The organism is Candidatus Colwellia aromaticivorans, from assembly GCF_003333305.1.
GTDB classification, from domain to species: Bacteria; Pseudomonadota; Gammaproteobacteria; order Enterobacterales; family Alteromonadaceae; genus Colwellia; species Colwellia aromaticivorans.
This window is the reverse complement of record NZ_QOLD01000026.1, coordinates 1-26,964: the sequence shown is the minus strand read 5'-3', so window position 1 is coordinate 26,964 and position 26,964 is coordinate 1. Positions and strand designations below refer to the sequence as shown.

Here is a 26,964-nt window from a genome sequence, read left to right as displayed (position 1 = left end):
AGCTTTTGCGTTCACTTAGACTCATATTGCAGCTCCCGAAAGTTCGGTTACATTAATTATGAGTCAACGATAGTTTTTAGGACTGACCTTGAAACAGCTAGGGTTACATTTAATGTGAGTCAATTCGTAGCTGCTTAAAATAACGTAATTCATTTTTTTTAGTTTATTTTTGTACTATACTAGATATTGAGTACTTGAGGTATTCGAATCTTTCTTTGTATTCATATTTCTAGTTTGGTTTGGTTATAGTATCTATGTAAGGAAATATGGACGAGGACATATTCATGCAAGCACAAGTAAATCCTATGGAAGAGAGACGTCAAACATCACCTGAGCATTCTGCTTTGTGGGATAAGTTGTCATTGGCTCAAAAATTCTCTGCCAGCAGTTTAGGTAAATTTGGATATGAATTAGTTTTTGTTCGCAATGAACAAGGGCGAAATGTCGCTGTATTGACTTGTGCTTCAGGCGTTGCAGTAATAACCGAAGATGGCGATATTAATACCTCTCCCAACATACGTATTCGTGACTAATAACGGGCTGTTAGTTAATCGATATAAAAATATCATTTCAAGTGGAAATTAAACAGTAGTATTCTTTTTATTGAGCTCAGTTAATAACTTTGGCGCTGCAGTTGCTACTTGCTCTATTTGTTCAAAGAACTCTAAGAATTCAGGCTCTAAATTTTCTAGGGCAATATCACTTTTAAGTTGAGTTTCTAATTCTTGGCAGATAGTCGTTAAATTAGGTACGCCATTATAACAGCAGGCACCATTGAGTTTATGTATCAAGCTTTTGAGTTGATCTGTGTCCTTATTTACTAATGCCTTGCTAATATTTCTTTGGCTTTCGGCTAAATTATCTACTAGGCCTGTTAACATTTCTATTGCTAAATTCTCTTTGCCACCCGTGCGTTCTAATGCTAATGGCCAATCAATAACGGCTGAGGATTTATTTGCTATAGCTTGTGGCTGTTTTGTTGCTTGAGGTGTCTTTGTGACAATTGATAAATGCTGTTTAGTAGATTTGATAAAGTGATCAACGTCACAGTATTCATAAATAATATGATTAAGCATAGTTTCATCAATAGGTTTAGTCATATAAGCATTAAACCCCTGTTGTTCCATTTTTTCTTTCTCGCCACTTAAGGCGTGAGCCGTAACAGCTATAACAGGGGTTTTTCTGTTATGTGTATCTCTTTTAATTGCTTTTAGCGTACTTATACCATCCATTATTGGCATTTGAATGTCCATAAAGATCAAATCAAAGCTTTCATTTTTACATAGCTCAAATGCTTCCATTCCGTTGTCGGCAAGTACAACTTCACTCACTTGCTCAAGGAGTAAAGCATTTATTAATTTTAAATTTGCTTCATTATCGTCAACAGCTAATACTTTGATGGGAAGTATTTTTCTACTAGGAGGAAATAAATTATCTTGGTCAGCTAATATGGCGGTATAGAGCTTATTAGCTGTAACGGGTTTGCTTAAACAACTCATCGCACCGCTAGCAAGTAAGGCATCTTGTAAGCTAGGCGAATTACTATTAATCGCTAAATGTATATTGGTAATTTGTGGCTTTATTTGCGTTATTATTTTTTTCAAATCACTTAATGCTGTTGCGTTTCTATCATGTCCTATCAGTGCATAATCAAAGCTTGTTTTAGCTTGTTTTGAGTTTTCAAGTGCCTTAGTTAATTGGCTAATACTTTCCACTTGTGTAACCTGCATTCTCCAGTTAAGTAAAATATCATAAGTAGCCGCCCTACTGTGCAAGTGAGGCTCATAATATAAAATAGTTTTATTTGCCAGACTAAGCGTATCGAGCTCGTTGCTAAGTGACAACGTATTAACACCGCACTCGAATGTAAACCAAAAAATTGAACCATTGTTCTTTCGTGAGCTAAAACCGACATCTCCTTTCATTTCATAAGCGAGTCGTTGGCAAATAACTAGACCTAAACCTGTTCCTCCATGTAAACGAGTTATGCTTTGATCTGCTTGAGAAAAAGCTTTGAAAATAGCTTGTTGTTGCTTGCTATTCATACCAATACCGGTATCCGCTACTGTCATTTTTATTGCTGCGCGTTTTGCATCTATGGTTTTAAAGGTTATATCAATCATTACCGAACCATGTTGAGTAAATTTTATTGCATTACTGACCAAGTTACTCATAATTTGCTTAATACGCATAGCATCGCCTATTAATGAGTCAGGTATTGAATGATCAATATTGATAGATAATTCAATGTTCTTTTTATGCGCGCTTGGTGCAATAAGTACTAGGGTATCCTCAATGGCTTCTCGTAATGAAAATGGAATGCTTTCTATAACCATTTTACCCGCATCAAGTTTGGAAAAATCAAGGATGTCATTGATAATGGTAAGTAGATTGTTTGCAGATCTTTCAATAGTTTGCAAATAGTCTCGTTGTGTATCACTGAGTGGTGTTTTAAGTACTTGCCGAGTAAAACCAATAACGCCATTTAACGGTGTACGCAATTCATGGCTCATATTGGCTAAAAATTCAGATTTTATCTTACTAACTTCTTGAGCTTTTTTCTTAGCAATACTTAATTCAACATTTTGAATTTCAAATTGTTCTAAACTTTCACGTAGATCAACTGTCGCTTGATCAATACTTCCTTGCATTTCATTTTGATAATTACCTAATGATTGTGCCATAGTATTGATGCCATTTTTTAAAAAATTTAACTCGCCTACTAAGTGCCCGCTCACTCTGCTTTCAAGTTTACCTTCATGAATGCGGTCGATAGCTCGCACCATCGAATTGACAGGTTTAGCTACATTTTGAATCAGTTTTAAGGCAAAAACAGCACTGAGTAATGACGCAAGAAAAGCCATGGTAAATGCAATGATATATTGGCTTTGTTGTTTGAATTTTATTCTACTCTTGTCAACTTGTATCGCAATGTAGCCCATAGGGTATGGAATACCATTTTTTTGGCTTTCTTCTAGTATCGGACTACGGAAAATAATAAAGTCGTCTGTTTGCTCACTCTGGGTATAAGCTGGAATTTTGTTTCCGGCTTTTAATCGCATTAGGTTGGTGTCGCCATGATAAGCGCTGGTAACAAAAATTTGATTGTCTAGGGTAAATACCGCGATACTTTTGACAATGCCTGATTGACTTCGATGAATGGCACTAATAATACTACGTAGTTCTTCGCGATTATTATTAACAAGTGGCGCTTTACCTGTAATGGCTAAGGGCTCAATAATACTCTGAGCTCTTAAATTTAGGAATTCATCCAATTCACTACTACGACTATAAGAGAAATAGCCAGCAAGACCAAAACCAATTAAGGCTGTTGGCACAATAGTCAGTAATACAACCCAATCTTTGAGGCTTATTTTATGCATTTTACCATCGTATTTTATAGAGTAATTAGTGTAAAATGATCATCTTGAGAATGATTATACCCAAACGCCCTGACACTCGCATCATATTGAAGTAGCTTGGGTATATGATGGCATAATGCTCAGGTAAATAAAAACTTTTCTTGGCAAGCACTCTGGATACAATTAATGGCAAACTTTTTTAAAGAAAACACAAAAAAGCAAGTTAACAAAAAATTAAAGAAAACAACGCAAACGAATACCGTTATTATTGATAGATTAGATCTCAATGGCTGTGGTGTGGGGCGATACCAGCAAAAACCAATTTTTGTTACGGGAAGTTTACCAAGTGAAACGGTTGAAATTCGTATTATAGAGCAAAAAAATAAATATATTTTAGCAAAATTACTTAACGTCAATAAAGCGAGCGAACATAGAATTGATGCACAATGCCAGCACTTTAGTCTTTGTGGAGGTTGTGATTTACAACACCTTGATTATGCCGAGCAACTATTATTTAAACAAAAAAAAGTAGCAGAATTACTTTCTCGTAGTGGTATTTCAAGCGAATTGATTAATCAATTACCTTGGCAGAAACCAATTAAGAGCAGCCAATGGCATTATCGTCGTAAAGCGAGGATAGGAGTACAGTTTGATAAAAATTCGCAAGCGATTATTGGTTTTCGGCAAAAAGCGACTAATCAGCTAGTTTCAATTAAGTCATGTCCTGTATTGGTAAAGCCTGCAGCTGATATTTTTCAAATACTAAAAGTACTGCTAGCGAAGTTAACCGTTAAAAAAGCGATTGGTCATATCGAAGTTATATCTGCTGATGTTGTTAATGATAAAAACAATAACCTTACGTTAGTAGTTCGCCAAATTAGAACTATAAATGCGCATGATCGTCAACTTTGGCAAGAATATGCTGAAAAATATTGTTGGACTGTACAGTTTTTAGAAAGTAAAAAAGGGCAAGAAAGCCGTGGTGAGCAGAGTAATACTTCAGCCAGTGAACTAAGCTATGGCGAACTAAGTTATCAGCTGCATGATGATATAGATATTTATTTTTCAAACACAGATTTTATTCAGATTAATCAGTCAGTGAACTTAGCGATGATAGAGCAAGCACTTGCTTGGTTAATGCCTGAGCCAAATGATCAGGTACTAGATTTATTTTGTGGTTTAGGTAATTTTAGCTTACCACTGGCGAAGAAAGTTACCAAAGTAGTGGGCGTTGAAGGTATTCAAACCATGGTGGATAAAGCACTCACTAATGCAAAAATCAATAAAATTGATAATTGTCAATTTTATCAAGCTGATTTAAACAGCCAATGGTTATCAAGTAGTTGGGCAAAAAACAATTTTACTAAAGTATTGTTAGATCCCGCAAGAGCCGGAGCAGAGCAAGCTGTTGAACAAGTTTCTCAATTAAACATTGCTATCATTTTATATGTTAGTTGTGACCCTACAACCTTGGCAAGAGATAGCAAAATATTGCTAGATAAAGGTTACAAAATTGTCAAAATTGGTTTAATTGATATGTTTTCTCAAACAAAGCATGTTGAGACTATGGTACTGTTTCAACGTTAAAAATCAGTTAGCAATGTTTCAACTTATTGTGCAAATAAAGGAATACTCATGGTTTCGGTGCGTAAATCTCATCAGGTAGTTAGTGTAAATTTCCAACATTGGTTGGCAGAGCAAGCTTTACCGATGAGTAAACAACAAGCACTAGTATTAGCATGGCAGGATGTTGGTAAGTATTATCAACAACAGGAAGCGCATTTATTAAAAGCGATGGAAATGGTAGAGATTTTATCAAGCTTGAATTTAGATAAAGACTCGTTAGTGGCAGCATTTTTAATACCATTACTCGAAGCAAGCCAGATTTCGAAAGATTTTGTTGATGAGCACTACAATAAAGAAGTGGTTATGCTCTGCCAAGGGGTAAAGCAAATGGCAGCTATTAAAGGTTTAGGGCAACCCAGTGTTAATAGTTCGGCTACCCCTTCAGCAGCTCTCTCATCCAATAAAGTAGATAATATTCGCCGTATGCTGCTTGCTATGGTGGAAGATGTACGCGCTGTCGTTATTAAACTCGCAGAACGTTTATGTGATTTACGTGAGCAAAAAAATACCGATGAAGAAAGTCGCGTACTAGCGGCAAAAGACAGCGCAAATATTTATGCACCTTTAGCAAATCGTTTAGGTATAGGTCAGTTAAAGTGGGAACTAGAAGATATTTCTTTTCGTTACCTGCATCCACAAGTGTATAAAAAAATAGCGAAGCTATTAGATGAAACTCGCCTTGATCGAGAACGTTATATGAATGAGTTTGTTGGTAACTTAAACCAACAATTAAAAGCGTTAAATATTAACGGTACTGTATATGGCCGTCCAAAGCATATTTATAGTATTTCGAAGAAGATGCAACAAAAATCGTTAGATTTTGAACAGCTTTTTGATGTACGAGCGGTTCGTATTGTGGTCGAAAAAGTACAAGATTGTTATTCAGCCTTAGGGATAGTGCACACTCAGTGGCATCATCTACCAAAAGAGTTTTCTGATTATGTGGCAACACCTAAACCAAATGGTTATCAATCTATTCATACGGTTGTACTTGGGCCAGAAGGTAAATCAATTGAAATACAAATTAGAACCGAGCAAATGCATGATGATGCAGAGTTAGGGGTTGCTGCTCACTGGCGTTATAAAGAAGGACCGTCGGGTGGTAAAAGTAGTAGTAAAACGAATAGCTTTGATGAAAAAATTAGTTGGTTGAGAAAAATCCTCCAATGGCAAGACGATGTTAGTGAAAGTGGTGAACTATTAGATGAACTTCGTAGCCAAGTATTTGAAGATAGAATATATGTTTTTACCCCAAGTGGTGATGTTATTGATTTACCTATGGGGGCAACACCGTTAGATTTTGCGTATTATATTCACTCAAATGTAGGGCATTGCTGTATTGGGGCTAAGGTTTTTGGAAAAATTGTTCCTTTTACCCATCGCTTAAAAACAGGCGATCAGGTCGAAGTTTTAACTAGCAAGCAAGCTAATCCAAGTCGTGATTGGCTTAACCCTAATTTAAATTATATTCATTCGTCTCGTGCACGGGCAAAAGTTCAACACTTTTTTAAACTACAAGATAGAGACAAGCATCTTGCGCAAGGTAAGGTATTGCTCGATGCCGAATTGGATAAGCTAACTCACTTTACTGTCAGCCAAAGCCAATTAAAAGAGGCTGCAGTGCGCTTTAATGTTAAAACGATAGACGATTTATATGCTGCTATTGGCTCAGGAAATGCGCGATTACAGCAGATTATCAATTACTTTAAACAATTTGATGACAAATTGAAGCCAGCGGTTGAGATTGATCCGCAAAGTTTAGTGAGAGAGCCTCAAGCGAGTAAAAAGCTAGCAAGTGACAATAATGGCATTACCGTTTCTGGCGTAGGTAATTTATTAACGCATATGGCGAAGTGTTGCTCGCCAGTTCCCGGTGATGCTATTTCAGGCTTTATTACGCAAGGTCGAGGCATTTCTGTTCATCGTCAAGACTGTGAACAACTTGCGAATGCGTTAAGTCAACAAGGTGAGCGTTTTGTTGAGGTACAATGGGGACTTGATGATCATCAAAGTTATCAAGCCAGTGCACAAATTATTGCTAGTGACAGGCAAGGTTTATTTCGCGATATTTCCACCATTATCGCCAATGAGAAAGTCAGTATTGTCGGTATTGATAGTAATAGTGATAGTGCAAAACAAACCATGAGTATGATCATTAACATGGAAGTGACCAGTAGTGAGTTATTGACTAGGGTCATAGAAAAGCTACGTCAATTAGATGATGTGATTGACGTTAAAAGGCTTTAGTTATAAACAACAAATAACTGCAGTTAAGAGAAATTAAATAGATGTTAAATAGTAACGCTTCAATAGAAAAATTACGCTGGATAATGACAACATTACGTGATCCAGAAACGGGATGCCCATGGGATGTAAAACAAGATTTTGCCTCAATTACCGCACACACTTTAGAAGAGGCTTATGAGGTAGTTGATGCCATTGAACAACAGGACTTTGTTGAACTAGAGAAAGAGTTAGGTGACCTCCTGTTTCAAGTGATTTTTTATAGTCAACTTGGCCAAGAACAGCAGTTATTTGATTTTGATAAAGTAGTTGCGGCTATTTGTGAAAAATTAATTCGTCGACATCCGCATGTGTTTGCTGATACATCACTCACGACAGATGCTGAAATAAAGGCAAATTGGGAAAATGAAAAAGCTAAAGAAAGAGCAGCAAAGAAAACTCAGGAAAATAACGTAACTCCTATCAGTGTTCTCGCGGATATACCTAAAAATTTACCCGCTTTATCACAAGCGGCAAAAATTCAGAAACGTTGTTCTCATGTTGGTTTTGATTGGGATGATATCAACGATGTCTTTGCTAAAATAGAAGAAGAAGTACTTGAAGTTAAAGAAGAGTTAGCAGCAAAAGAAATTAATAAAGCGGCATTAGGTGAAGAGCTTGGTGATTTAATGTTTGCAGTAGTAAATTTATGTCGTCATGCGAAACAAGATCCTGAAACGCTGTTACGCCAAGCAAATCAAAAATTCACTAAACGCTTTCATGGTGTAGAAACACAGGTTAATGAATCAGGCAGAGACTTCTCACAGCATAACCTTGAACAGTTAGAGCAATATTGGCAACAAGTTAAAATACAAGAGAAAAGTTGATGGCAAAAATTTCATTATCAAACATTGCTTTAGGTAAAGATCTATTAGCAAAAAACAGTCATGTGACTATTGGTTTAACTAACCCTAAAACGCCTAGTAACGTTGGCGGAATTATGCGCGCAGCGGGTTGCTATAGTGTTGATCAAGTAATTTATACGGGTCATCGTTATACCCATGCGGCAAAGTTTATCGGTTCGAAAAATAATACTGACACTCAAAAATTGAGTGAGCAAATTCCACTTATTGCGATAGACGACTTTTTACAGTTAAAGCACTCAAGTATAGAGCCGCAACTGGAAAAACTGCCCGAATCGACTAAAATTATTTGTGTAGATTTAGTCGAAGGAGCAACACCGCTGCCTCACTTTCAGCACCCAGAGCAAGCGTTATATATTTTTGGACCAGAAGATGGCACCATCAGCCAAACAGTAATTGATCATGCTGATGACGTGGTTTACGTCCCTACTGTTGGTTGTATGAATTTGGCAGCCTCAGTGAATGTGTTACTTTATGATAGATTAGCTAAGTCACTGGTAAAGCAAGACAAGTTAGATACTGATAACACGCTTATTAGAAAAAGTAGAGATACTAACAACCAAGCTAAAGTTAAGGTGTCACAGGAATAGCTGTAATGGGTAAAGATACCGTCGAAAAGCCAGAGTTAACGTTAAATGTAGCGTTAACTCAATGTCCAGTTTCACCGCAGGCGCAAAGCAAGACTAAAAAGTTTCTCTTGAAAGTTACTGGGCTGATATTTGTTGTCTTAGCAATTTTAGGTGTTGTTTTACCCATATTACCCACCACGCCATTTTTGCTTGTAGCTGCAGCTTGTTTTGCTAAATCATCACCACGTTTACAGAAAAAATTACTGACGAACAAAACGTTTGGTCCATTAATTTATGAATGGCAACAACATCGCAGTATTCCTCGTAAAGCTAAACGAATCGCTTTACTCACCATAATTCTTTCTGTTGTGTGGTCAGCTTATTTATTGAAAAGTGTTATGTTAACCGCATTAGTTTTTGTACTGGTCATCGGCCCATTTATATTTCTATGGCGTTTACCAATAAGTAAATAGTTAATGATCTGATGACGTTAATTGATTTTTAAAAATGGTTAGCTTTGGAATATTATTCGATTGTAATTAACACTCCCTTCTTTCACAACTGGTGAGGTTTCCAAAAGTTTTGAGCTAAGTTGTTATGAACAATTTTCTTTAATCAGCTAAAGCTTTATTAACTAAAGCCGCTAAATGTTCGGGTAATGGAAGTGTTAATGCAATTTCATGGCCTCGCTCAGACATTTTCTTCCATGTTAGTTTTACGATGCGAATAATCTTTTCTTCATTATTTGCAGCGATATACTGAGCGGAAAAATCATCAAAATAGTGCTCAAGGAAAACTAAACAAGCAACATCTTCTAAAGTTTGGCTATCATCGTTTATTTTTGTTTTTCCTTGACGAACTAAGTCCTTACGGATGATTGTGGCTGTTTGCTCGGCTTGTTCAGCGGTGTAACCACATTCAAGCATAATAGATGCGGTTAGTTCGCCATGAAATTTTCCTAAAGCAATGCGCCACTGATAATAGCCAGCCTTACCTTGTTCAAACTCAGCACGTTTTAAGTGCCAGCGTTTAATGTGTTGAGCGCGAACGGCTATTTGTAATAATTCACTGGCATCAAACCAATATTTAGCTAAACATTGGGTCATGCGTTGACCATATATGAGTTCTTTGGGGTGTTCGACTCCATCGGCCAAAGTGATATTCATGTCGGCTTTGTTAATATTGTCTATGGCAGATAAAACTTTTTTTAGTGGTGTAGTCATGTGGTTTGTTAAGTCATGAATTAGATTATTATCATAACCATTTATCAGCAACAAAAAAATGCTTATTTTTAGTGTTGAATAGCGGGTTGTTATTGTTGTTAGTCTCGCTTTTACGTATAATGTTTTCCCGTCCTGCTTTATTTACATTTACTTTGTCTTTCATTCGTTTTTTAGCGCATTTTTGCCTAAAATAGCGAGCAGCTATTGGTAATAATATTGTAAATATAAAGCGCAAAATTTCAGTTTTCCTTACATCGGTGTAGACATGACAACTAGATATATTTTTGTTACTGGCGGCGTAGTTTCGTCTCTTGGTAAAGGTATTGCAGCAGCATCGCTAGCAGCAATCCTTGAAGCACGTGGTTTAAAAGTAACCATGTTAAAACTTGACCCTTATATTAACGTTGACCCGGGCACTATGAGCCCAATTCAACATGGTGAAGTTTTTGTTACCGAAGATGGCGCCGAAACCGATCTTGATTTAGGTCATTATGAGCGTTTTATTCGTACCAAAATGACGAAAAGAAATAACTTTACGTCAGGTCGAATCTATCAAGATGTTTTAGCACAAGAGCGTAGAGGTGAGTTTTTAGGTGCAACCATTCAGGTTATTCCTCATATCACTAACGATATTAAACGTCGTGTTATTGAAGGCGCTGAAGGTTACGATATCGCCATGGTTGAAATAGGCGGTACGGTTGGTGATATGGAATCACAGCCTTTCTTAGAAGCTATTCGTCAGTTGGCATTAGAAGTAGGCCGTGATCGCGCGATGTTTATGCATTTAACATTAGTGCCTTACTTAGCTGCCGCGGGTGAAATTAAAACCAAGCCAACACAGCATTCAGTGAAAGATTTACGTTCTATTGGTATTTTACCCGATATTTTAGTGTGTCGTTCAGATCGCGCTATTCCAAATGCAGAACGCGCAAAAATAGCGCTGTTCACCAATGTTGAAGAGAAAGCTGTTGTATCAATGCGAGATGTTGACAGTATTTATAAAATTCCAGCGTTATTAAAAGCACAAGGCACTGATGAAATTGTCGTTAAACGCTTTGGTTTAGACGTACCTGAAGCTGACTTAACTGAATGGGAAGAAGTGCTTTACCATGAAGCTAACCCTAAAGGTGAAGTCACTATTGGCATGGTAGGTAAGTACACTGAATTACCAGACGCTTATAAATCAGTAAATGAAGCATTAAAACATGCGGGCCTTAAAAACCAAGTAACTGTTAATATCAAATACGTTGACTCACAAGATGTTGAAGTTAAAGGTGTTGATATTTTAGCTGAACTTGACGCAATACTGGTACCAGGTGGATTTGGCGAACGTGGTGTTGAAGGTAAAATTTTAGCTGCACAATATGCGCGTGAAAATAAAGTTCCTTATTTGGGTATTTGTTTAGGTATGCAAGTGGCTTTAATTGAGTTTGCTCGTAATGTTGCTGGTTTAACTGATGCACACAGTACTGAATTTAATGCTGAAACACCTTATCCAGTCGTTGGTTTAATCAGTGAATGGTTAGATGAAGAAGGCCAAGTTGAGTACCGCAGTGAAAACTCAGACTTAGGTGGAACCATGCGTTTAGGCTCACAATTGTGTCACCTTGTGAAAGGTACCAAGGCTTGCGACGTATATGGTAGTGAAACAATTAATGAGAGACACCGTCATCGTTATGAGGTAAATAATAACTACCGTGAACAATTAAGCAAAGCTGGTTTAGTGTTCTCGGGTTTATCAACTGATAAAAGTTTAGTTGAGGTGGTTGAAATACCGGATCACCCATGGTTTATTGCCGGACAGTTCCATCCTGAGTTTAATTCAACTCCACGTGATGGACATCCATTATTTGAAAGCTTTGTTGCTGCTTCTTTTGAACATCAAAAACAGCAATCTAGTTAACTCAATCGCAATTATAAACCGTAGCCCTGTGCTGCGGTTTTTGTTTATAAAATAAAAAATTTAAATTTAACCGCCGTAAAGGAAAAATAATGTCAAATATTAGTAAAATTTTAGCACGCGAAATCATGGATTCTCGCGGAAACCCAACAGTTGAAGCCGATGTATATCTTGAATCAGGCGCCTTTGGTCGTGCAGCTGCTCCTTCTGGCGCATCAACAGGCTCACGTGAAGCATTAGAATTACGTGACGGTGATAAAGCGCGTTATTTAGGTAAAGGTGTATTAAACGCAGTTGCCGCTATTCGTAATGATATTACTCCGGCACTAGTTGGCCAGAACGCTTTAGAGCAAGCGAACATTGATCAAATAATGATTGATTTAGACGGCACTGAAAACAAAGAAAAATTTGGTGCTAATGCCATTTTAGCCGTTTCGTTAGCCGTTGCTAAAGCAGCAGCTGTAGATAAAGGCGTTCAATTATTTGAGCATATTGCTGACTTAAACGGTACTCCAGGTGTTTACAGCTTGCCAGTACCTATGATGAACATCATTAACGGTGGTGAACATGCAGATAACAACGTAGATATTCAAGAGTTTATGGTGCAACCGGTTGGCGCTAAAAACTTCAGTGAAGCATTACGTATGGGCGCTGAAATATTTCACGCACTTAAAAAAGTATTATCAGATAAAGGCTTAAGTACATCTGTTGGTGATGAAGGTGGTTTCGCCCCGGATCTAGCCTCTAACGCTGATGCACTAGCTGTTATCAAAGTGGCTGTTGATGCAGCGGGCTATAAGTTAGGTACAGACGTTACTTTGGCAATGGATTGTGCAGCTTCTGAATTTTATGATGCTGATAAAGCTATTTATGACCTTAAAGGCGAAGGTAAGCAATTTACTTCAAATGAGTTTTCTGATTTCTTAGGTGAACTTTGTAAAGAATACCCAATTGTTTCTATTGAAGATGGTTTAGACGAATCTGATTGGGATGGTTTTAAATACCAAACTGATTTACTTGGTGACAAAGTACAAATTGTTGGTGATGATTTATTTGTAACAAATACTAAGATATTCAAACGTGGTATTGATACTGGCGTTGCCAACTCAATCTTAATTAAGTTTAACCAAATTGGTTCATTAACAGAAACTTTAGCGGCAATTCAAATGGCTAAAGCGGCAGGTTACACTGCGGTTATTTCTCATCGCTCAGGTGAAACTGAAGATGCAACGATCGCTGATTTAGCGGTAGGTACTGCTGCAGGTCAAATTAAAACGGGTTCATTATGTCGTAGTGACCGTGTTTCTAAGTACAATCAATTATTACGTATTGAAGAGTTTTTAGGCGATAAAGCGGTATATAACGGCTTATCTGAAATTAAAGGCCAATAACTATTAAAATTATTGCTACTTATTTCAATAGCGGTGTTGCTTGTACTCACAAATTTGTCTGGAACAAATTTGAACAACCGAAGGTTGGCCCACTGGGCGTAGGACAGGACGTCCGAAGTAATGACTAAAGTCAGCTCCGTGCAAGCGCCTTGCTCTTGAATTAATTAGCTTCAATTTAATTAGTTATAATAGTACTTAGCTAAAAATAAAAAACCGAGTTTTTGTATACTCGGTTTTTTTATGTTCAAGATGAACGGTATATCGTGGTGTCATGGATGGCAAAAAACGTGTATAGGAAATTTTATCTTTTCATCATAATCGAGTATGCTTAAAGACTAATAAGTAAGTTGTTGATTTTTAACACCTCATGACACAATCATCTTTTTGGCAAACCAATAAGCAAAACAATGATTTTGCAGAGTTATGTAATGCGCTTTATGAGCGAGAAATACACTTGCTTGCTAATGCTGAAGTTGCCAGTATTCAAAACATCCAAGGACGTTTGAAAAGCTTGTCACATTATATTAATCGTACGGCTAATCGAATGGTATATGTTAATGAACTCGGCTTATCGCCACTCACATTAGATGTTCAAAATGCGACTTGGTCAGCTAAACAAGCCAGTAAATTGTCAGTGTTGTTACAAAACGAAGAAGACATTTTATCTTGGTATCTAACGTTAATTAGCCAAACTAATAAAACGCCATTAGGCCTAGTTGTACCAATACTAAGAGCTGAGCATATTGTCTTAGATAGTATTGATCGTGTTGATACAGAAAAAAAACGCGTTCGCACTAATGTATCAGGCTGGTTTTCGTTAAGTGATGTTAACGTTGATGACTCTTTGCGTTTATTAAAACCGACTAAAAAAGTGATGCTTGCTGCCTGTGCCGGACATCAATGGCAAGGGCGAATGAACACCACTAAATTAAGACCAATTATGCCAAGCTTACGCGAGTTATTAATTTCTTGTACTATTGATTGGCAAAACTTCAAGCGACCTTTAGCTTTATAACCATTGTTATTTAAAGCACTCTGAAACACTCATCTTGATTGATATCTCATATAAACATTTACACACTGTTTAAGCCTTATATAATGGTGCCAATATATAATGATTTCTGTCTTTGTTTTTAGGTATCCATGCGAGCATTTACGCTACTTTTGCTGATTATTTTTGGCTTATTACAATACCGACTTTGGTTTGGTAAAAATAGTGTGCCTGATTATTTAGCTTTACAAGAAGATGTAATTCGTCAGCAACAAGTCAATGAGAAACTAAAACAGCGTAATAAATTACTTTATGCTGACACAGACGACTTAAAGTTAGGTACTGAAGCGATTGAAGAACGCGCGCGTAATGAATTAGGTATGATCAAAGAAAATGAAACATTTTTTCGTCTTATCCCGAGTAAAAGTCAAACATCGCAGAGCAAAGGAACCCGGTAGTTGTGATTAAGCAAACTCAAAACGATAAGCCATTTGTGGTCATTGTTCCTGCAGCTGGCGTAGGTAAACGCATGTTATCGTCGTGCCCTAAACAATACCTAGAAATTAATAATCAGAGTATCTTAACTCATACGACTAACCGTTTATTAAGTCATCCAAAAATAACTAAGGTTATTATAGTATTGAGTGACGAAGATGAGTATTTTGTGCAAACTGGGCTAGCTGATAATGCAAATATTGTTAGAGTTTCTGGTGGTAAAGAACGAGTAGACTCAGTATTAAATGGCTTAAACGCTATTGATGTTGAAAAGTATCCTTGGATATTAGTACATGATGCGGCTAGACCCTGTGTTACTCATGACGATATAGATAAAATTATTGAACAATGTATCGCGAATAATTGTGGTGGTTTATTAGCTGCACAAGTAGTTGATACCATGAAGCAGAGCAGCAAAGACCACTCAGATACTGTTGGTAGCACAATCGATCGTAGTAATTTATGGCATGCCTTTACCCCACAAATGTATAAAACAGTTGAGCTAAAACTAGCTATAGAGGAAGCGTTGGAACAAAGTTTAGATATTACTGATGAATCTTCCGCGATTGAATTAGCGGGTTTACCGAGCTTACTTGTTTTAGGGCGCCGCGATAATATCAAAATAACGCGTCCTGAAGATTTAGCCTTAGCGACGTTCTACCTAGATCAACAAAAGTTAGAGCAACTAAGACTAAACCAATAATAGTGTGAACCACAAATAGGATAAAACATGCGAATAGGACATGGTTTTGATGTACATAAATTTGGTGGTAATGGACCACTAATGTTAGCAGGTGTTGCCGTGCCATACGAACAAGGCTTTATTGCTCATTCAGATGGTGATGTAGCGATTCATGCGCTGTGTGATGCTATCCTCGGTGCACTTTGTTTAGGTGATATTGGCAATCATTTTCCTGACAATGATGACCAATATAAAAATATTTCAAGCCGAATTTTATTACGTCATGTTGTTGGCTTAATGACTGATAAAGGGTATCAAATTGGCAATATTGATATAACCATAGTAGCGCAAGCGCCAAAAATGTCACCGCACTTAACAGCTATGCGTGCTTGCTTAAGTGAAGATTTACTTTGTGATATAGAACAGATTAATGTTAAGGCTACCACAACAGAAAAGCTAGGTTACACGGGCAGAAAAGAAGGGGTTGCCGTACATTGTGTAGTGTTATTAATACCTAACATTCACGTAGTAGCTTCTATGCAAAAAGTGCAGAGTGTTTAGTTTGATTTTCAAAGCAACAAGCTTAATTAGAGAAAAATAATGTTACCAGAACTGACTTATTTACATGGTAAACCACAATCATCAGGGTTACTTCGTAGCCAAAAAAGTGATTTTAAAGTATTTGAACAACTGCCTTTTTCACCAATAGGTGAGGGAGAACACTTATTTATCTATATTAGGAAAACAGGCGCTAATACTATTTTTGTCGCCAGAGAGCTTGCTAAATATTTTAAAGTAAAAGAGCAGTTAGTCTCTTATGCGGGCTTAAAAGATCGCTTTGCCGTAACAGAGCAATGGTTTGGTGTGCATGTACCGGGTAAGCAGGTATATGACTTACAAGACCTAACCATTGAAGGTGTTGAAGTACTTGAATACGCAAGACATAATAAAAAATTACGAACAGGTGCCTTAACGGGTAATCGATTTGAATTAATTTTACGTAATGTTACCCACCTTCAAGCCCTACATGACCGATGGAATGATATAGTCGCGCAAGGCGTGCCTAACTATTTTGGAGAGCAACGTTTTGGTATAGATGGTGGGAATATTGATAAAGCCTTAGCACTATTCTCAGGTACTAAAGTTAAGGATAAAAAGAAACGTGGCATGTATTTATCTGCCGCAAGGTCGTATATTTTTAATGATATTATCAGTGAACGTATTCAGCAAAATACCTTTACAAAATTGCAGCAGGGCGATGTATTAATGCTAGCGGGCACGCAATCAGTATTTCACCTTGATGAAGTAGATGACTCTATTGTGCAACGCTTCATCGATAAAGATGTTGATATTACCGCAACTATGTGGGGAGCGGGTGAGCTAATGAGCAGTGCTAATCCTAAAGAATTAGAGCACAGTGTTAGTGAAAAGCATAGTGAGTTTTCGGAAGGCTTGCCGCGCTTTGGTTTAAAACAAGAACGTCGTCGTATTCGTTTAATCGTACAAGATGCTGATATTGATGTTTTAATGAATGAACAAGAAGATGATAACGCACTACCGTCAGTAAAAATTTGCTTCACATTACCTGCTGGCTCCTATGCAACCACGGTTTTACGAGAGTTGATTGATTATCAAGACGGCACTCAAAGAGTTCAAGGCTAGAGAACTGAAATGAAATTATTATTAAGCAATGATGATGGCGTACACGCGTTAGGTATTAGAGTACTCTACCAAGAATTGGCTAAGCACTTTACCGTTACCGTTGTTGCTCCAGATCGAAATTGCAGTGGTGCCAGTAACTCGCTCACTTTACTTAATCCGCTGCGTGCTCAAACATTGGACAATGGTTTTATATCGGTTAATGGAACACCTACCGATGCGGTGCATTTAGGTGTTAGTCAATTAGTGTCTTCAAAACCGGACTTAGTGGTTGCGGGTATTAATAAAGGCCCAAACTTAGGTGATGACACTTTATATTCGGGTACTGTTGCCGCTGCTACTGAAGGGCGGCATATGGGTATCCCTGCAATTGCGATATCACTGCTTGGTAGTCATGAGCAGTATTATCAAACTGCAGCCGTTATTACTGCCAAAATCATACAACGTATTCAACAGCATCCACTAGCGGCAGATCAAATCCTCAATATTAATGTCCCAGATATTCCATTATCTAAAATAAAAGGCATAAAAATCACCCGTCTTGGTCACCGTCATAAGGCTGAAAAGATGAGGAAAATGAAAGATCCTTGGCAACGAGATATTTATTGGTATGGTCGCTTAGGTGCAGAATTAGATGGTGGTAGGGGTACTGATTTTCATGCGGTAGCCAATAATTATGTTTCAGTTACACCATTGACGGTTGATATGACAGCACACAATAGTATAAACAGTATGGCAAAATGGATTAGTGAAGTAACGTTATGAGAAGCAATACCATAAAAAGTCGAGCGAGTGGAAAATCAAAACGTAGTGGTGAACTGCTCGCACAAAAACTACACGCTGAGGGCATAACTAACCCACAGGTTTTACAAGCGATAGCCAACTCACCTAGGCATATTTTTATTCCTGAAATATTAGCCCACAAAGCTTATGACAATACTGCTTTACCTATAGGGCAGGGACAAACTATTTCACAGCCATATATTGTGGCTAAGATGTCGGAGTTATTACTTGGGAAAGAAGGTGATAGTTCAAGTAGTATCCTAGAAATTGGTACCGGCTCAGGCTATCAAACCTCAATTTTAGCGCAAATTACCGATAAAGTTTATTCAGTTGAGCGGATTAAAGCATTACAATTTCAAGCAAAACGCTGTTTGCGCGCTATGGACCTACACAATATTTCAATGAAACATGGAGATGGTTGGCAGGGCTGGGTAAGTAAGGCACCATTTGATGCCATTATTGTTACCGCTGGAGCCGCGAGCGTACCACAGGCGTTATTAGATCAGCTTGTTGATGGTGGGCGTCTAATTATTCCTGTAGGAGAGCAAACACAAATCTTAAAAATAATTACCCGTAAAGGTGACAATTATAGTGAACAACAAGTAGAAGCTGTGCGCTTTGTGCCATTAGTACCCGGAGATTTATTGTAATGAAGTTGTTCTCCGCTATTTATGATTGGACGCTAAAATGGGCTGAACACAAATTTGCCCCTAGAATGCTTGCAATTTTAACGTTTTCTGAATCAGTTTTTTTCCCCATTCCACCCGACGTACTACTTGCACCTATGGTTTTAGCTAAGCCTGAAAAAGCATGGCGGTTGGCGAGTTTAACGACGGTATCTTCAATTCTTGGCGGCACCGTTGGTTATCTATTAGGTTATTTGATGTTTGAGCCTTGGATACAACCACTAATTACTGAATTTGGCTATCAACATCGCTTTGATACAGCGATGAATTGGTTTAGCGAGTGGGGTGTATGGGTAGTATTTATCGCTGGTTTTTCACCGATACCATACAAGCTATTTACGGTGAGTGCTGGTTTTTTACAAATGGCTTTTTTACCTTTTCTACTCGCGTCAGCAATTGGGCGAGGATTAAGGTTTTTCCTTGTTGCCGGACTTATTCAGTGGGGTGGTAGTGCTATGGAGAAAAATTTACGTAAATGGATTGATGTTTTGGGGTGGGGGTTAGTTGCCTTGATCATCATTGCTTATTTTATTTTACGCTAATCAGGTTCGTTTTTTTCTATATGGTAATTAAACACATCAATGACTCTAGCATTCATATGACTAGCAGGCTTAATCAAAGCGCTACTAGTCATGCTGTATATTTATTTTTAAAAGTGCTTTGTTGTTTTCTTATTTCAATAAACCTTGTTGCTTGTTCATCTAGAGACAAGCCAGCGCCTGTTGTTACCGTTTATGGCAGCACACCGTTAAAAAATAATGTTAGAAACAGTATTCACACTAATGAATACACGGTACGTTCAGGAGAAACGCTATATTCTATTGCTTGGCGAGCAAACTCAGACGTTCGTCAAATAGCTAAATTGAATAAAATTTCGCCTCCTTATAATATTTATTCAGGACAAAAAATATTTTTAGTCTCTAAAAACAAAGGAAAAAGTGCGAAAGCTAGCAGTAGTAAGCATTCGAGCAAAAAACAGACTAAAAGCTCTAATCGTACCAGTACTAAAGTGGTTAAAAATACTATTGCATCTTCTAAAAAGCAGGCGTATGGTGAAAATATAACCAATAAGAAAATAGTACAAAATAACTTACCAAAGACCAATTTTTCACAAAAAATTAGTCGCTGGCAATGGCCTGTAAAAGGTAATGTTATTGCAAGATTTTCTTCTAAAGTACAAGGTAATAAAGGGATAGATATCGCAGGGCGCCGTGGCACTAGCATTAGATCTGCGGCAAGTGGCAAAGTAGTTTACGCAGGTACTGCGTTGAGAGGCTATGGTAAGTTAATTATTATAAAACATAATGATGATTATCTTAGTGCTTATGCTCACAATGACAAAATTTTAGTAAAAGAGCAGCAACAAATTAAATCTGGTGATGTTATTGCTAAAATGGGTAATACCGATGCGCAAAGAGTTATGCTTCATTTTGAAGTTCGCTTTCGCGGTAAATCAGTTGACCCTTTGAAATACCTACCAAAAAAATAATAAGTTTATTTAGTGTAAATATAGAAAGCTTAAGAATACCATTTAACAATAATAACTGGAGATAGTGTGCGTATTAATAATTAATGTAACTTTGCTAATTAAGGGAGAACAGCATGGTAAAACAAGAAAAAAAAACCACAGTACTGAAAGGTAAAGAAGAAGTATCGTCAAGTTTAGATGCCACTCAAATTTATTTAAGTGAAATTGGGTTTTCACCATTGCTAAGTGCAGAAGAAGAGGTTTACTTTTCACGGCTGGCTCTAAAAGGAGATGAAGCCTCGCGAAAACGTATGATTGTCAGTAACTTACGTTTGGTGGTTAAAATTGCTAGAAGATACAACAATCGTGGCTTACCTTTACTTGATTTAATTGAAGAAGGTAACCTAGGTTTAATCCGTGCAGTAGAAAAGTTCGATCCTGAGCGAGGTTTTCGTTTTTCAACCTACGCTACTTGGTGGATTCGTCAAACTATTGAACGTGCGATAATGAATCAAACTCGCACAATTCGTTTACCTATCCATGTAGTCAAAGAATTAAATATTTATTTACGTACCTCACGTAAACTTGTCCAGAAACTCGATCATGAACCTACAGCAGAAGATATTGCTATCTCGTTAGAGCGACCAGTTACTGATGTAACCAAAATGCTGCGCTTAAATGATCGTATTATTTCAGTTGACACCCCTTTTGCTGGTGATTCAGATAAAGCGTTACTTGATGTTATTGCGGATGAAAAAAGTGATGGTCCTGAAGGCGATTTACAGTCAGAAGACATGAGTAATAACATTGTAAGTTGGTTGAATGAATTAAATTCGAAACAAAGAGAAGTATTGGCTAGGCGTTTTGGCTTAATGGGCTATGAAGCGGCAACACTTGAAGATGTAGGCCGTGAAATCGGATTAACCCGTGAACGTGTTCGTCAAATTCAAGTGGAAGCACTGAAACGACTTCGTGATATTTTAAGTCAACAAAATTTATCAATAGAAACTATATTTGAAATTTCGTAAATAAAAATATCAAATTGTATTTTTAGCGATATAAGTATTACGATACAAAGGGTAAACCGCAAGCTGTAAAGCGATACTTTACAGCCTTTTTTATTCTAGCTTTTCATTTATAATTACAGCTTCGCTTTCAATTCAAATAACAAATCTAACGCTTGTTTTGGTGTTATATTATTAATATCAATATTGCGTAAAGACTTTAGCGCTGGGTGATCGTCAGCAACTAACGTTAACTGTTCAAAGTTTGATGATTGTTCAGGTAAAATGGATGGTGCTTGCTTACTTTCCAATTCAGACAAACGTTGCTTGGCACGGCTAATGACCGTTTTAGGAACGCCTGCTAATTGTGCAACTTGCAAACCAAAACTTTTACTTGCAGCACCTTCTTGAATTGCATGCATAAAAATAATGTTATCGTTATGCTCCATCGCATCTAAATGCACATTAGCAAGTGTTGATATTTGGTCAGCAAGTAACGTCAGCTCAAAATAGTGAGTAGCAAATAAGGTAAATGCGTGCGTTTTTAACGCTAGCATTTCTGCACAAGCCCAAGCTAAAGATAATCCATCGTATGTACTCGTACCGCGACCTATCTCATCTAGTAACACTAAACTTCTATCGGTAGCATTGTGCAATATATTGGCAGTTTCGGTCATTTCCACCATAAAAGTCGAACGACCACTGGCTAAATCATCGGAAGCGCCAATGCGAGTAAAGATACGATCTACCATGCCAATTTTTGCTGCATCAGCAGGTACATAACAACCAATATGAGCAAGTAATACTATCAACGCTGTTTGTCGCATATAGGTTGATTTACCCCCCATATTTGGACCAGTGATGATCAACATTTTACGTTGTTCCGTTAATACAACAGGGTTGGCAATAAAAGCGTCACTGGTCATTTGCTCAACAACAACATGTCTTCCCGCCTCAATATTAATACCCGCTTCGTTTGATAAAATTGGTTTTACATAATTTAAGGTTTGTGCTCGTTCGGCAAAATTTGTTAATACATCAAGCTCAGCAACAGCTTGGCTTAATGTTTGTAATTGAACCAGTTCAGGTAAAATTTTGTCGAATAATTCTTGGTAGAGGCGTTTTTCTAACGCTAAAAATTTACCTTGAGCACTGAGTACTTTGTGTTCGTGTTCTTTTAATTCTTCGGTAATAAAGCGTTCATTATTTTTTAATGTTTGACGGCGGATATAATCGTCTGGCACATTGGCTGCAGCAGTGCGACTCATTTCAATAAAAAACCCATGGACTTTATTATAGCCGACTTTTAATGAATGAATCCCCGTACGCTCTTTTTCCCTTTGTTCTAGCTGCGCTAAAAATTCAGTAGCTCCGTCACTTAAATCGCGTAGTACATCTAATTCTTGATGATATCCAGGCGCAATAACGCCACCATCACGAATTAATACCGGAGGATTTTCAATAATTGCCTGTTCTAGTAAGTTTTGAATACCAGAAATTGGTTGAATAAGTTTAGCCAAAGTCTTTATATAGCCAGACGAGGCAGAGGGGATGCAACTTTGTAATAAAGGTAATTGCTGTAGGGCATAACGTAAACGAGCAAAGTCTCGTGGCCTGGCAGAGCGTAAGGCTATGCGAGAAACAATACGCTCTATATCACCTAAACCTTTAAGAATAGGTTGAATATCAGAGTGTAAATCTGTTTCGAGTATGTGTTCTATGGCATTGTGTCTATTGTTTAATGTTATTAAGTCACGTAATGGAAAATGTATCCAACGCTTAAGCAAACGTGATCCCATAGGCGTTGAAGACTTATCTAAAACAGCAGCTAAGGTATTCGTTATTTCACCTTGTAAGTTTTGCGTTAATTCTAAATTACGTCGAGTCGCTGCATCAAGTACAACGCCCAAACTGGCAGACTCACTAATTATCGCACGAATATGTGGTAAAGCGGTTCGCTGAGTGTCCTTAACATATTGAAATAAACAACCAGCGGCTGATAAACCCAATAATTTACCATTAACACCAAAACCAGTTAATTCCTTGGTACCAAATTGTTTATTAAGTAATGAAATAGCGGTTTCTATATCAAATTCCCACTCAGGACGACGACGAAGGCCTTTATATTGGTTAACTAATGCCATGTCAGTTAAGGTTTCAGGATAAAGTAACTCGGCGGGAGTAAGGCGTTGTAGTTCTGCTTGTAATTGTTCACTTGTTTGTGGCTCTGTGATGACAAACCGACCACTAGCCATATCTAAATAGGCTAAACCGAAATTAGCATCAGAACGTTTTCTCGATGTAGCATGATTTTCAACAATGGCAACAATTAAGCTATCTTGTCTGTCAGTTAACAGTGCTTCATCAGTTAAAGTACCAGGCGTTATTACTCGAACAACTTTGCGCTCTACTGGCCCTTTACTTGTTGCAGGATCACCAATTTGCTCACAAATAGCCACAGACTCGCCAAGCTGTACTAGTTTGGCTAAATAGTTTTCGACCGCATGATAAGGAACGCCTGCCATAGGAATGGCATTACCACCGGTTTTACCTCTAGCGGTTAATGATATATCTAATAAATCAGACGCTTTTTTAGCATCATCAAAAAATAACTCGTAAAAATCTCCCATTCGATAAAAAATCAGAATATCGGGGAACTCAGCTTTAATGGTTAAATATTGACGCATCATCGGGGTGTGGTTAGTGTATTCGTTCTGTGTAATATCTAGATCTTTATTTGTCATCGTCTCTGTGGTTACCGTTTTATAGAGTTCTTATATGTTTTTGTTGTTAATTTAAGTGTCTACTTAGAACAATCATCGTCTAAAGAGTCAAACCGAAATCAATGAAAAAAGTATAGCTTTTGGTGTAGCTTGGTTTGGTAATAAGGTTATAAACATAAAGAGAGTGAACCTATTTGTATTTTTTACCTTAAAGAATCTAAAGAGGAGATTCATATGGCTAAGCCAAATAATAACAAATAGTTATCCCATCTGGCAGTTAAAAATCATATTAAAAGTGGTAATGGAGTTCTTTCTGACCTAAGAGTGCGTATAGCCTTAAGATTAACTGTCAGTAAAAAGAAAAGTGTCCGTAAATTGAAATGAAGCAAGGGCAGACTTGTTCGATCACATTGAAATGTTTTACAATCGAACACTATTGCATACCCACCTTGGTCAAGTGGCACCCGATAAATATAAAAACCAGTCCTTCACTAGAAGCTCGTTATCTATAAAAGAAGGGGAAGTCATATAAAGTAAGGTTACCCTAATCTAAACCATTTTTTTAAACCTCAAATTGAGCCTAACGATTTTATGATAAATATTACAAATTTTGAACACACCAAGTTAGCGGTTAAAAGCTGGCAAGTACTTGAAAATGAAAGCTGGTGTGTTTTGGGGCGAAATGGCTCTGGAAAACAATACCTTGATCAGCTTCTAACTGGAGTTTTGCAGCCAGATGCAGTAGGCGAGTTTAAAATACCCAGTGCAGATAAGGTTGGTATGGTTTCTTTTGAAAGCCAACAAGAGGTTTATGAGCATGAATTAAAAATTGATTCTTCTGATGATGCCGATGCCAATGATATTGGCACGAAAGCGAAGGATTTTTTACCCAAAGATAAACTCAATGATGACATAATTAGCGAGTTTGGTTTGAGCCACCGACTTGAAACGGGTTATCGACAGTTAAGTACAGGTGAGGGAAGAAAGCTCTTAATCTTACAAGCAATATTTAATGGCGTAGAGCTTTTAGTATGCGATAACCCTTTTGATAGTTTAGATGAAGCCTCCTGTATAGCATTGTCAAATGCACTAGAACGGTTATCGAAAACAGGCATTAATGTTTTATTAATGCTAAATAATCGACAAGATATTCCCGACTGGTGTAGCAATATTGCCTTTATTGAACGAGGACAGCTTGATGTTGTTGGTAAGCTTAACAGTGATGAAACCAAGCGCCAGCTTGATGCTTTATTAATGCAGATACCTGACGATGTTGGTTGGCCTACTAACATGCAACAACTATGTGACTATAAGCATCCCTATTTAGTAAAACTGAGTAAGGGTAAAGTTCAATACAATGGGGTAAGTGTTTTTGAAGATCTAGATGTTCACATCAAGCCATTGCAGCATACTTTAATCACAGGCCCTAACGGTAGTGGTAAGTCTACTTTAATGCAGTTAATTACCGGCGATTGTACCCAATGTTATAGCAATGATATTCATGTTATGGGCTATAAAAGAGGCTCAGGTGAAAGCATTTGGGAGCTGAAGAAAGACATGGGTATTGTTAGTGCGGAATTACACCGACAATACAGAGTAAACGGTGATTTATTAACGGTAGTGCTTTCTGGTTTTTATGACTCTATTGGTCTTTATCAGCAACCTGAGCAGCATAAAATAGAAATTGCCCAACAGTGGTTAGAAAAAATCGGCTTATTGACACATCAACATAGTTCTTTTCGAAGCTTAAGTTATGGCGAACAAAGATTAGCTTTAATCGCTAGAGCCTTGGTTAAATCGCCGTATTTATTAATTTTAGATGAACCGACACAAGGCTTAGATGAGCTTAACCGACATAGAGTACTTAATTTTTTAGAACACCTATCCGAGCAAAAACACAGTACCATGTTATTAGTGAGTCATCGTAAAGACGAGTACTTGCCAATATTTAAACAGCATATAAAACTGTAATATTTATCTCTAAATAATTTTATTATCACAATAGTACTTAATTGTGCCGAATATTTAATAGATATCGTTGATCATGAATTGCTCAGGCGTCCTGAAACAAACATTTTGAAGTATCATGAGTATATAAACAATCGTTTACAGGTACGGTTCATTGTTGAAGTTTAAATGATTACTTATCAGAGCCAGCAACTTTTTTTATTTTGCATTTCACACAAAATGAACTATAGATAGTTAGCAGTACTATTAATAATAAGCAGGGAAAACATGAGCAGATTAATCAACCAAAATGGATTAGACCTAGTTAAGCATTTTGAGGGGCTCTATACTGATGCCTATACCTGTCCGGCTGGCGTTCCTACCATTGGATACGGGCATACAGCCAACGTAGAATTAGGCCAATCAATTACACCACAAGAAGCCGAAGATATCTTACAAGAGGACATGCAAATTTTTGCAGTTGCCGTGGAAAAAACCATCGTAGTGGAGCTAAATGATAACCAATTTGCCGCACTTGTAAGCTTCGCTTTTAATTGTGGTGCTGGTAATTTACGCGCTAGTACGTTGTGTCGTAAACTGAATGCTGGTGATTATGACTGTGTACCCAGTGAGCTAGCTAGGTGGGTTAAAGCGACAGATCCTAGCACCGGAAAAAAACGTTCATTAGCCGGTTTAGTGAAAAGGCGCGCAGCTGAGGCGACATTGTTTCTCAAACAAATGAGTGAAATAAAAGCTTCTTTATCTGAGAAAATGCCACAAAAAGTAGATGCAGAACCAGAAACGGTGGTTGAGCAATACAAAGTTAATGCGCGCTCAGGCTTGCGTATGCGTGCGGGTGCCGGTGCTGAATTCGAAATTTTAGCAACGTTGCCTTTGCATAAAACCTTGTCGACTGGCAAAGAAATTGATAACTGGGTGGAAGTAGACCTAGAATGTGATGGCGTAATTGATGGCTGGGTTTACAAAACCTATCTAGTGAAAATCTAACGTGCTTCCATTGTATTATACCCATGTTACTTCAATATGTCGGATTCAGCTGGAGTTAGAAACGCCTTTAGGCACAGGTTCATAGTTCCAGACTGAACCTAAGTACCTACATCCCTGTCTCTTGATCACAAGTCTGTAGTTTGCTGAATGGATTTTAATATCTCAGCAGACTCAACCATTTCCATTAACTTAAACCAGCCAGAGTACAATGCTTTTACCCCAACCCGTCCATTTCGTTTACTATCATACCAACCGCCAAGCTTAGCTAAAGCATAATAAAACCAATAAAGTGAAGGCGTTT

The 26,964-nt window shown here is 37.5% G+C and carries 23 protein-coding genes; 20 read left to right on the top strand and 3 right to left on the bottom strand.

What is annotated here, in order from left to right; all coding sequences use genetic code 11:
• The first annotated feature begins 284 nt into the window (after positions 1–284).
• Positions 285–533: a hypothetical protein gene (locus DWA31_RS04290; RefSeq protein ID WP_114325428.1), complete on the top strand. Its 249-nt coding sequence runs from the start codon at positions 285–287 to the stop codon at positions 531–533.
• Between the two features lie 48 nt (positions 534–581).
• On the opposite strand, the gene barA is transcribed toward DWA31_RS04290, so the two are convergent.
• Positions 582–3,383, bottom strand: coding sequence for a two-component sensor histidine kinase BarA (gene barA / locus DWA31_RS04285; protein ID WP_114325427.1), 2,802 nt, complete (start codon positions 3,381–3,383; stop codon positions 582–584).
• Between the two features lie 165 nt (positions 3,384–3,548).
• Between barA and rlmD the strand changes: the two genes are divergently transcribed.
• Genes rlmD through DWA31_RS04260 form a run of 5 tightly spaced genes read left to right on the top strand, consistent with a single transcriptional unit; the run spans position 3,549 to position 9,176 of the window.
• Complete coding sequence (gene rlmD, locus DWA31_RS04280) at positions 3,549–4,949, top strand: 23S rRNA (uracil(1939)-C(5))-methyltransferase RlmD (RefSeq protein ID WP_114325426.1); 1,401 nt, start codon at positions 3,549–3,551, stop codon at positions 4,947–4,949.
• A 48-nt stretch (positions 4,950–4,997) separates the two neighbouring features.
• Positions 4,998–7,235, top strand: coding sequence for a GTP diphosphokinase (relA, locus tag DWA31_RS04275; protein WP_114325425.1), 2,238 nt, complete (start codon positions 4,998–5,000; stop codon positions 7,233–7,235).
• A gap of 41 nt (positions 7,236–7,276) precedes the next feature.
• Positions 7,277–8,098, top strand: coding sequence for a nucleoside triphosphate pyrophosphohydrolase (mazG, locus tag DWA31_RS04270; RefSeq protein ID WP_114325424.1), 822 nt, complete (start codon positions 7,277–7,279; stop codon positions 8,096–8,098).
• Positions 8,098–8,724 (top strand): RNA methyltransferase, encoded by a 627-nt coding sequence (locus tag DWA31_RS04265; RefSeq protein ID WP_114325423.1) that lies wholly within the window; start codon positions 8,098–8,100, stop codon positions 8,722–8,724. The genes mazG and DWA31_RS04265 overlap by 1 nt, the downstream gene beginning before the upstream one ends.
• A gap of 5 nt (positions 8,725–8,729) precedes the next feature.
• Positions 8,730–9,176 (top strand): YbaN family protein, encoded by a 447-nt coding sequence (locus tag DWA31_RS04260; protein WP_114325422.1) that lies wholly within the window; start codon positions 8,730–8,732, stop codon positions 9,174–9,176.
• A 138-nt stretch (positions 9,177–9,314) separates the two neighbouring features.
• On the opposite strand, the gene DWA31_RS04255 is transcribed toward DWA31_RS04260, so the two are convergent.
• Positions 9,315–9,926, bottom strand: a complete 612-nt coding sequence (locus tag DWA31_RS04255; RefSeq protein WP_114325429.1) for a DUF4202 domain-containing protein — start codon at positions 9,924–9,926, stop codon at positions 9,315–9,317.
• A gap of 265 nt (positions 9,927–10,191) precedes the next feature.
• On the opposite strand from DWA31_RS04255, the gene DWA31_RS04245 reads away from it, so the two are divergent.
• The 12 genes from DWA31_RS04245 (at position 10,192) to rpoS (ending at position 21,009) form a co-directional block, all read left to right on the top strand.
• On the top strand, positions 10,192–11,829 hold the full coding sequence (locus DWA31_RS04245; RefSeq protein WP_114325420.1) for a CTP synthase: 1,638 nt from the start codon (positions 10,192–10,194) through the stop codon (positions 11,827–11,829).
• 89 nt (positions 11,830–11,918) lie between these two features.
• Entirely contained in the window at positions 11,919–13,217 is a 1,299-nt protein-coding gene (eno, locus tag DWA31_RS04240; RefSeq protein WP_114325419.1) for a phosphopyruvate hydratase, read from the top strand.
• Positions 13,218–13,584: 367 nt separating this feature from the next.
• Positions 13,585–14,232 carry a hypothetical protein gene (locus DWA31_RS04235; RefSeq protein WP_114325418.1) on the top strand — a complete coding sequence of 216 codons (648 nt, stop codon included), beginning with the start codon at positions 13,585–13,587 and terminating at the stop codon, positions 14,230–14,232.
• Between the two features lie 128 nt (positions 14,233–14,360).
• Positions 14,361–14,666, top strand: coding sequence for a cell division protein FtsB (ftsB, locus tag DWA31_RS04230; RefSeq protein WP_114325417.1), 306 nt, complete (start codon positions 14,361–14,363; stop codon positions 14,664–14,666).
• Positions 14,667–14,668: 2 nt separating this feature from the next.
• Complete coding sequence (ispD, locus tag DWA31_RS04225) at positions 14,669–15,406, top strand: 2-C-methyl-D-erythritol 4-phosphate cytidylyltransferase (protein WP_245942476.1); 738 nt, start codon at positions 14,669–14,671, stop codon at positions 15,404–15,406.
• Between the two features lie 27 nt (positions 15,407–15,433).
• A complete protein-coding gene (gene ispF, locus DWA31_RS04220) occupies positions 15,434–15,946 on the top strand; it encodes a 2-C-methyl-D-erythritol 2,4-cyclodiphosphate synthase (RefSeq protein WP_114325415.1) in 513 nt (170 codons plus the stop codon).
• Positions 15,947–15,985: 39 nt separating this feature from the next.
• Complete coding sequence (gene truD / locus DWA31_RS04215) at positions 15,986–17,047, top strand: tRNA pseudouridine(13) synthase TruD (RefSeq protein ID WP_114325414.1); 1,062 nt, start codon at positions 15,986–15,988, stop codon at positions 17,045–17,047.
• Positions 17,048–17,056: 9 nt separating this feature from the next.
• Positions 17,057–17,809 (top strand): 5'/3'-nucleotidase SurE, encoded by a 753-nt coding sequence (gene surE / locus DWA31_RS04210; RefSeq protein ID WP_114325413.1) that lies wholly within the window; start codon positions 17,057–17,059, stop codon positions 17,807–17,809.
• On the top strand, positions 17,806–18,477 hold the full coding sequence (locus DWA31_RS04205) for a protein-L-isoaspartate(D-aspartate) O-methyltransferase (RefSeq protein WP_114325412.1): 672 nt from the start codon (positions 17,806–17,808) through the stop codon (positions 18,475–18,477). The genes surE and DWA31_RS04205 overlap by 4 nt, the downstream gene beginning before the upstream one ends.
• Complete coding sequence (locus tag DWA31_RS04200) at positions 18,477–19,055, top strand: YqaA family protein (protein WP_114325411.1); 579 nt, start codon at positions 18,477–18,479, stop codon at positions 19,053–19,055. Before DWA31_RS04205 ends, DWA31_RS04200 begins: the two co-directional genes overlap by 1 nt.
• Positions 19,056–19,111: 56 nt before the next feature.
• Positions 19,112–20,002 (top strand): peptidoglycan DD-metalloendopeptidase family protein, encoded by an 891-nt coding sequence (locus DWA31_RS04195; protein ID WP_114325410.1) that lies wholly within the window; start codon positions 19,112–19,114, stop codon positions 20,000–20,002.
• Positions 20,003–20,115: 113 nt separating this feature from the next.
• On the top strand, positions 20,116–21,009 hold the full coding sequence (gene rpoS, locus DWA31_RS04190) for an RNA polymerase sigma factor RpoS (RefSeq protein ID WP_114325409.1): 894 nt from the start codon (positions 20,116–20,118) through the stop codon (positions 21,007–21,009).
• A 113-nt stretch (positions 21,010–21,122) separates the two neighbouring features.
• Here the strand turns inward: rpoS and mutS are convergent, their stop codons facing one another.
• On the bottom strand, positions 21,123–23,729 hold the full coding sequence (gene mutS, locus DWA31_RS04185) for a DNA mismatch repair protein MutS (protein WP_114325408.1): 2,607 nt from the start codon (positions 23,727–23,729) through the stop codon (positions 21,123–21,125).
• A gap of 570 nt (positions 23,730–24,299) precedes the next feature.
• Here mutS and DWA31_RS04180 point away from each other — a divergent pair.
• Together DWA31_RS04180 and DWA31_RS04175 are read left to right on the top strand one after the other, a co-directional pair.
• Positions 24,300–25,679 (top strand): ATP-binding cassette domain-containing protein, encoded by a 1,380-nt coding sequence (locus DWA31_RS04180; RefSeq protein WP_114325407.1) that lies wholly within the window; start codon positions 24,300–24,302, stop codon positions 25,677–25,679.
• 264 nt (positions 25,680–25,943) lie between these two features.
• On the top strand, positions 25,944–26,663 hold the full coding sequence (locus DWA31_RS04175) for a glycoside hydrolase family protein (protein ID WP_114325406.1): 720 nt from the start codon (positions 25,944–25,946) through the stop codon (positions 26,661–26,663).
• Positions 26,664–26,964 lie beyond the last annotated feature (301 nt).

Excerpts from the sequence above, each read along its gene's own strand:
- DWA31_RS04290 (WP_114325428.1), top strand. The coding sequence starts at position 285 with ATGCAAGCACAAGTAAATCCTATGGAAGAGAGACGTCAAACATCACCT.
- barA (WP_114325427.1), bottom strand. The coding sequence starts at position 3,383 with ATGCATAAAATAAGCCTCAAAGATTGGGTTGTATTACTGACTATTGTG.
- rlmD (WP_114325426.1), top strand. The coding sequence starts at position 3,549 with ATGGCAAACTTTTTTAAAGAAAACACAAAAAAGCAAGTTAACAAAAAA.
- relA (WP_114325425.1), top strand. The coding sequence starts at position 4,998 with ATGGTTTCGGTGCGTAAATCTCATCAGGTAGTTAGTGTAAATTTCCAA.
- mazG (WP_114325424.1), top strand. The coding sequence starts at position 7,277 with ATGTTAAATAGTAACGCTTCAATAGAAAAATTACGCTGGATAATGACA.
- DWA31_RS04265 (WP_114325423.1), top strand. The coding sequence starts at position 8,098 with ATGGCAAAAATTTCATTATCAAACATTGCTTTAGGTAAAGATCTATTA.
- DWA31_RS04260 (WP_114325422.1), top strand. The coding sequence starts at position 8,730 with ATGGGTAAAGATACCGTCGAAAAGCCAGAGTTAACGTTAAATGTAGCG.
- DWA31_RS04255 (WP_114325429.1), bottom strand. The coding sequence starts at position 9,926 with ATGACTACACCACTAAAAAAAGTTTTATCTGCCATAGACAATATTAAC.
- DWA31_RS04245 (WP_114325420.1), top strand. The coding sequence starts at position 10,192 with ATGACAACTAGATATATTTTTGTTACTGGCGGCGTAGTTTCGTCTCTT.
- eno (WP_114325419.1), top strand. The coding sequence starts at position 11,919 with ATGTCAAATATTAGTAAAATTTTAGCACGCGAAATCATGGATTCTCGC.
- DWA31_RS04235 (WP_114325418.1), top strand. The coding sequence starts at position 13,585 with ATGACACAATCATCTTTTTGGCAAACCAATAAGCAAAACAATGATTTT.
- ftsB (WP_114325417.1), top strand. The coding sequence starts at position 14,361 with ATGCGAGCATTTACGCTACTTTTGCTGATTATTTTTGGCTTATTACAA.
- ispF (WP_114325415.1), top strand. The coding sequence starts at position 15,434 with ATGCGAATAGGACATGGTTTTGATGTACATAAATTTGGTGGTAATGGA.
- truD (WP_114325414.1), top strand. The coding sequence starts at position 15,986 with ATGTTACCAGAACTGACTTATTTACATGGTAAACCACAATCATCAGGG.
- surE (WP_114325413.1), top strand. The coding sequence starts at position 17,057 with ATGAAATTATTATTAAGCAATGATGATGGCGTACACGCGTTAGGTATT.
- DWA31_RS04205 (WP_114325412.1), top strand. The coding sequence starts at position 17,806 with ATGAGAAGCAATACCATAAAAAGTCGAGCGAGTGGAAAATCAAAACGT.
- DWA31_RS04200 (WP_114325411.1), top strand. The coding sequence starts at position 18,477 with ATGAAGTTGTTCTCCGCTATTTATGATTGGACGCTAAAATGGGCTGAA.
- DWA31_RS04195 (WP_114325410.1), top strand. The coding sequence starts at position 19,112 with ATGACTAGCAGGCTTAATCAAAGCGCTACTAGTCATGCTGTATATTTA.
- rpoS (WP_114325409.1), top strand. The coding sequence starts at position 20,116 with ATGGTAAAACAAGAAAAAAAAACCACAGTACTGAAAGGTAAAGAAGAA.
- mutS (WP_114325408.1), bottom strand. The coding sequence starts at position 23,729 with ATGACAAATAAAGATCTAGATATTACACAGAACGAATACACTAACCAC.
- DWA31_RS04180 (WP_114325407.1), top strand. The coding sequence starts at position 24,300 with ATGATAAATATTACAAATTTTGAACACACCAAGTTAGCGGTTAAAAGC.
- DWA31_RS04175 (WP_114325406.1), top strand. The coding sequence starts at position 25,944 with ATGAGCAGATTAATCAACCAAAATGGATTAGACCTAGTTAAGCATTTT.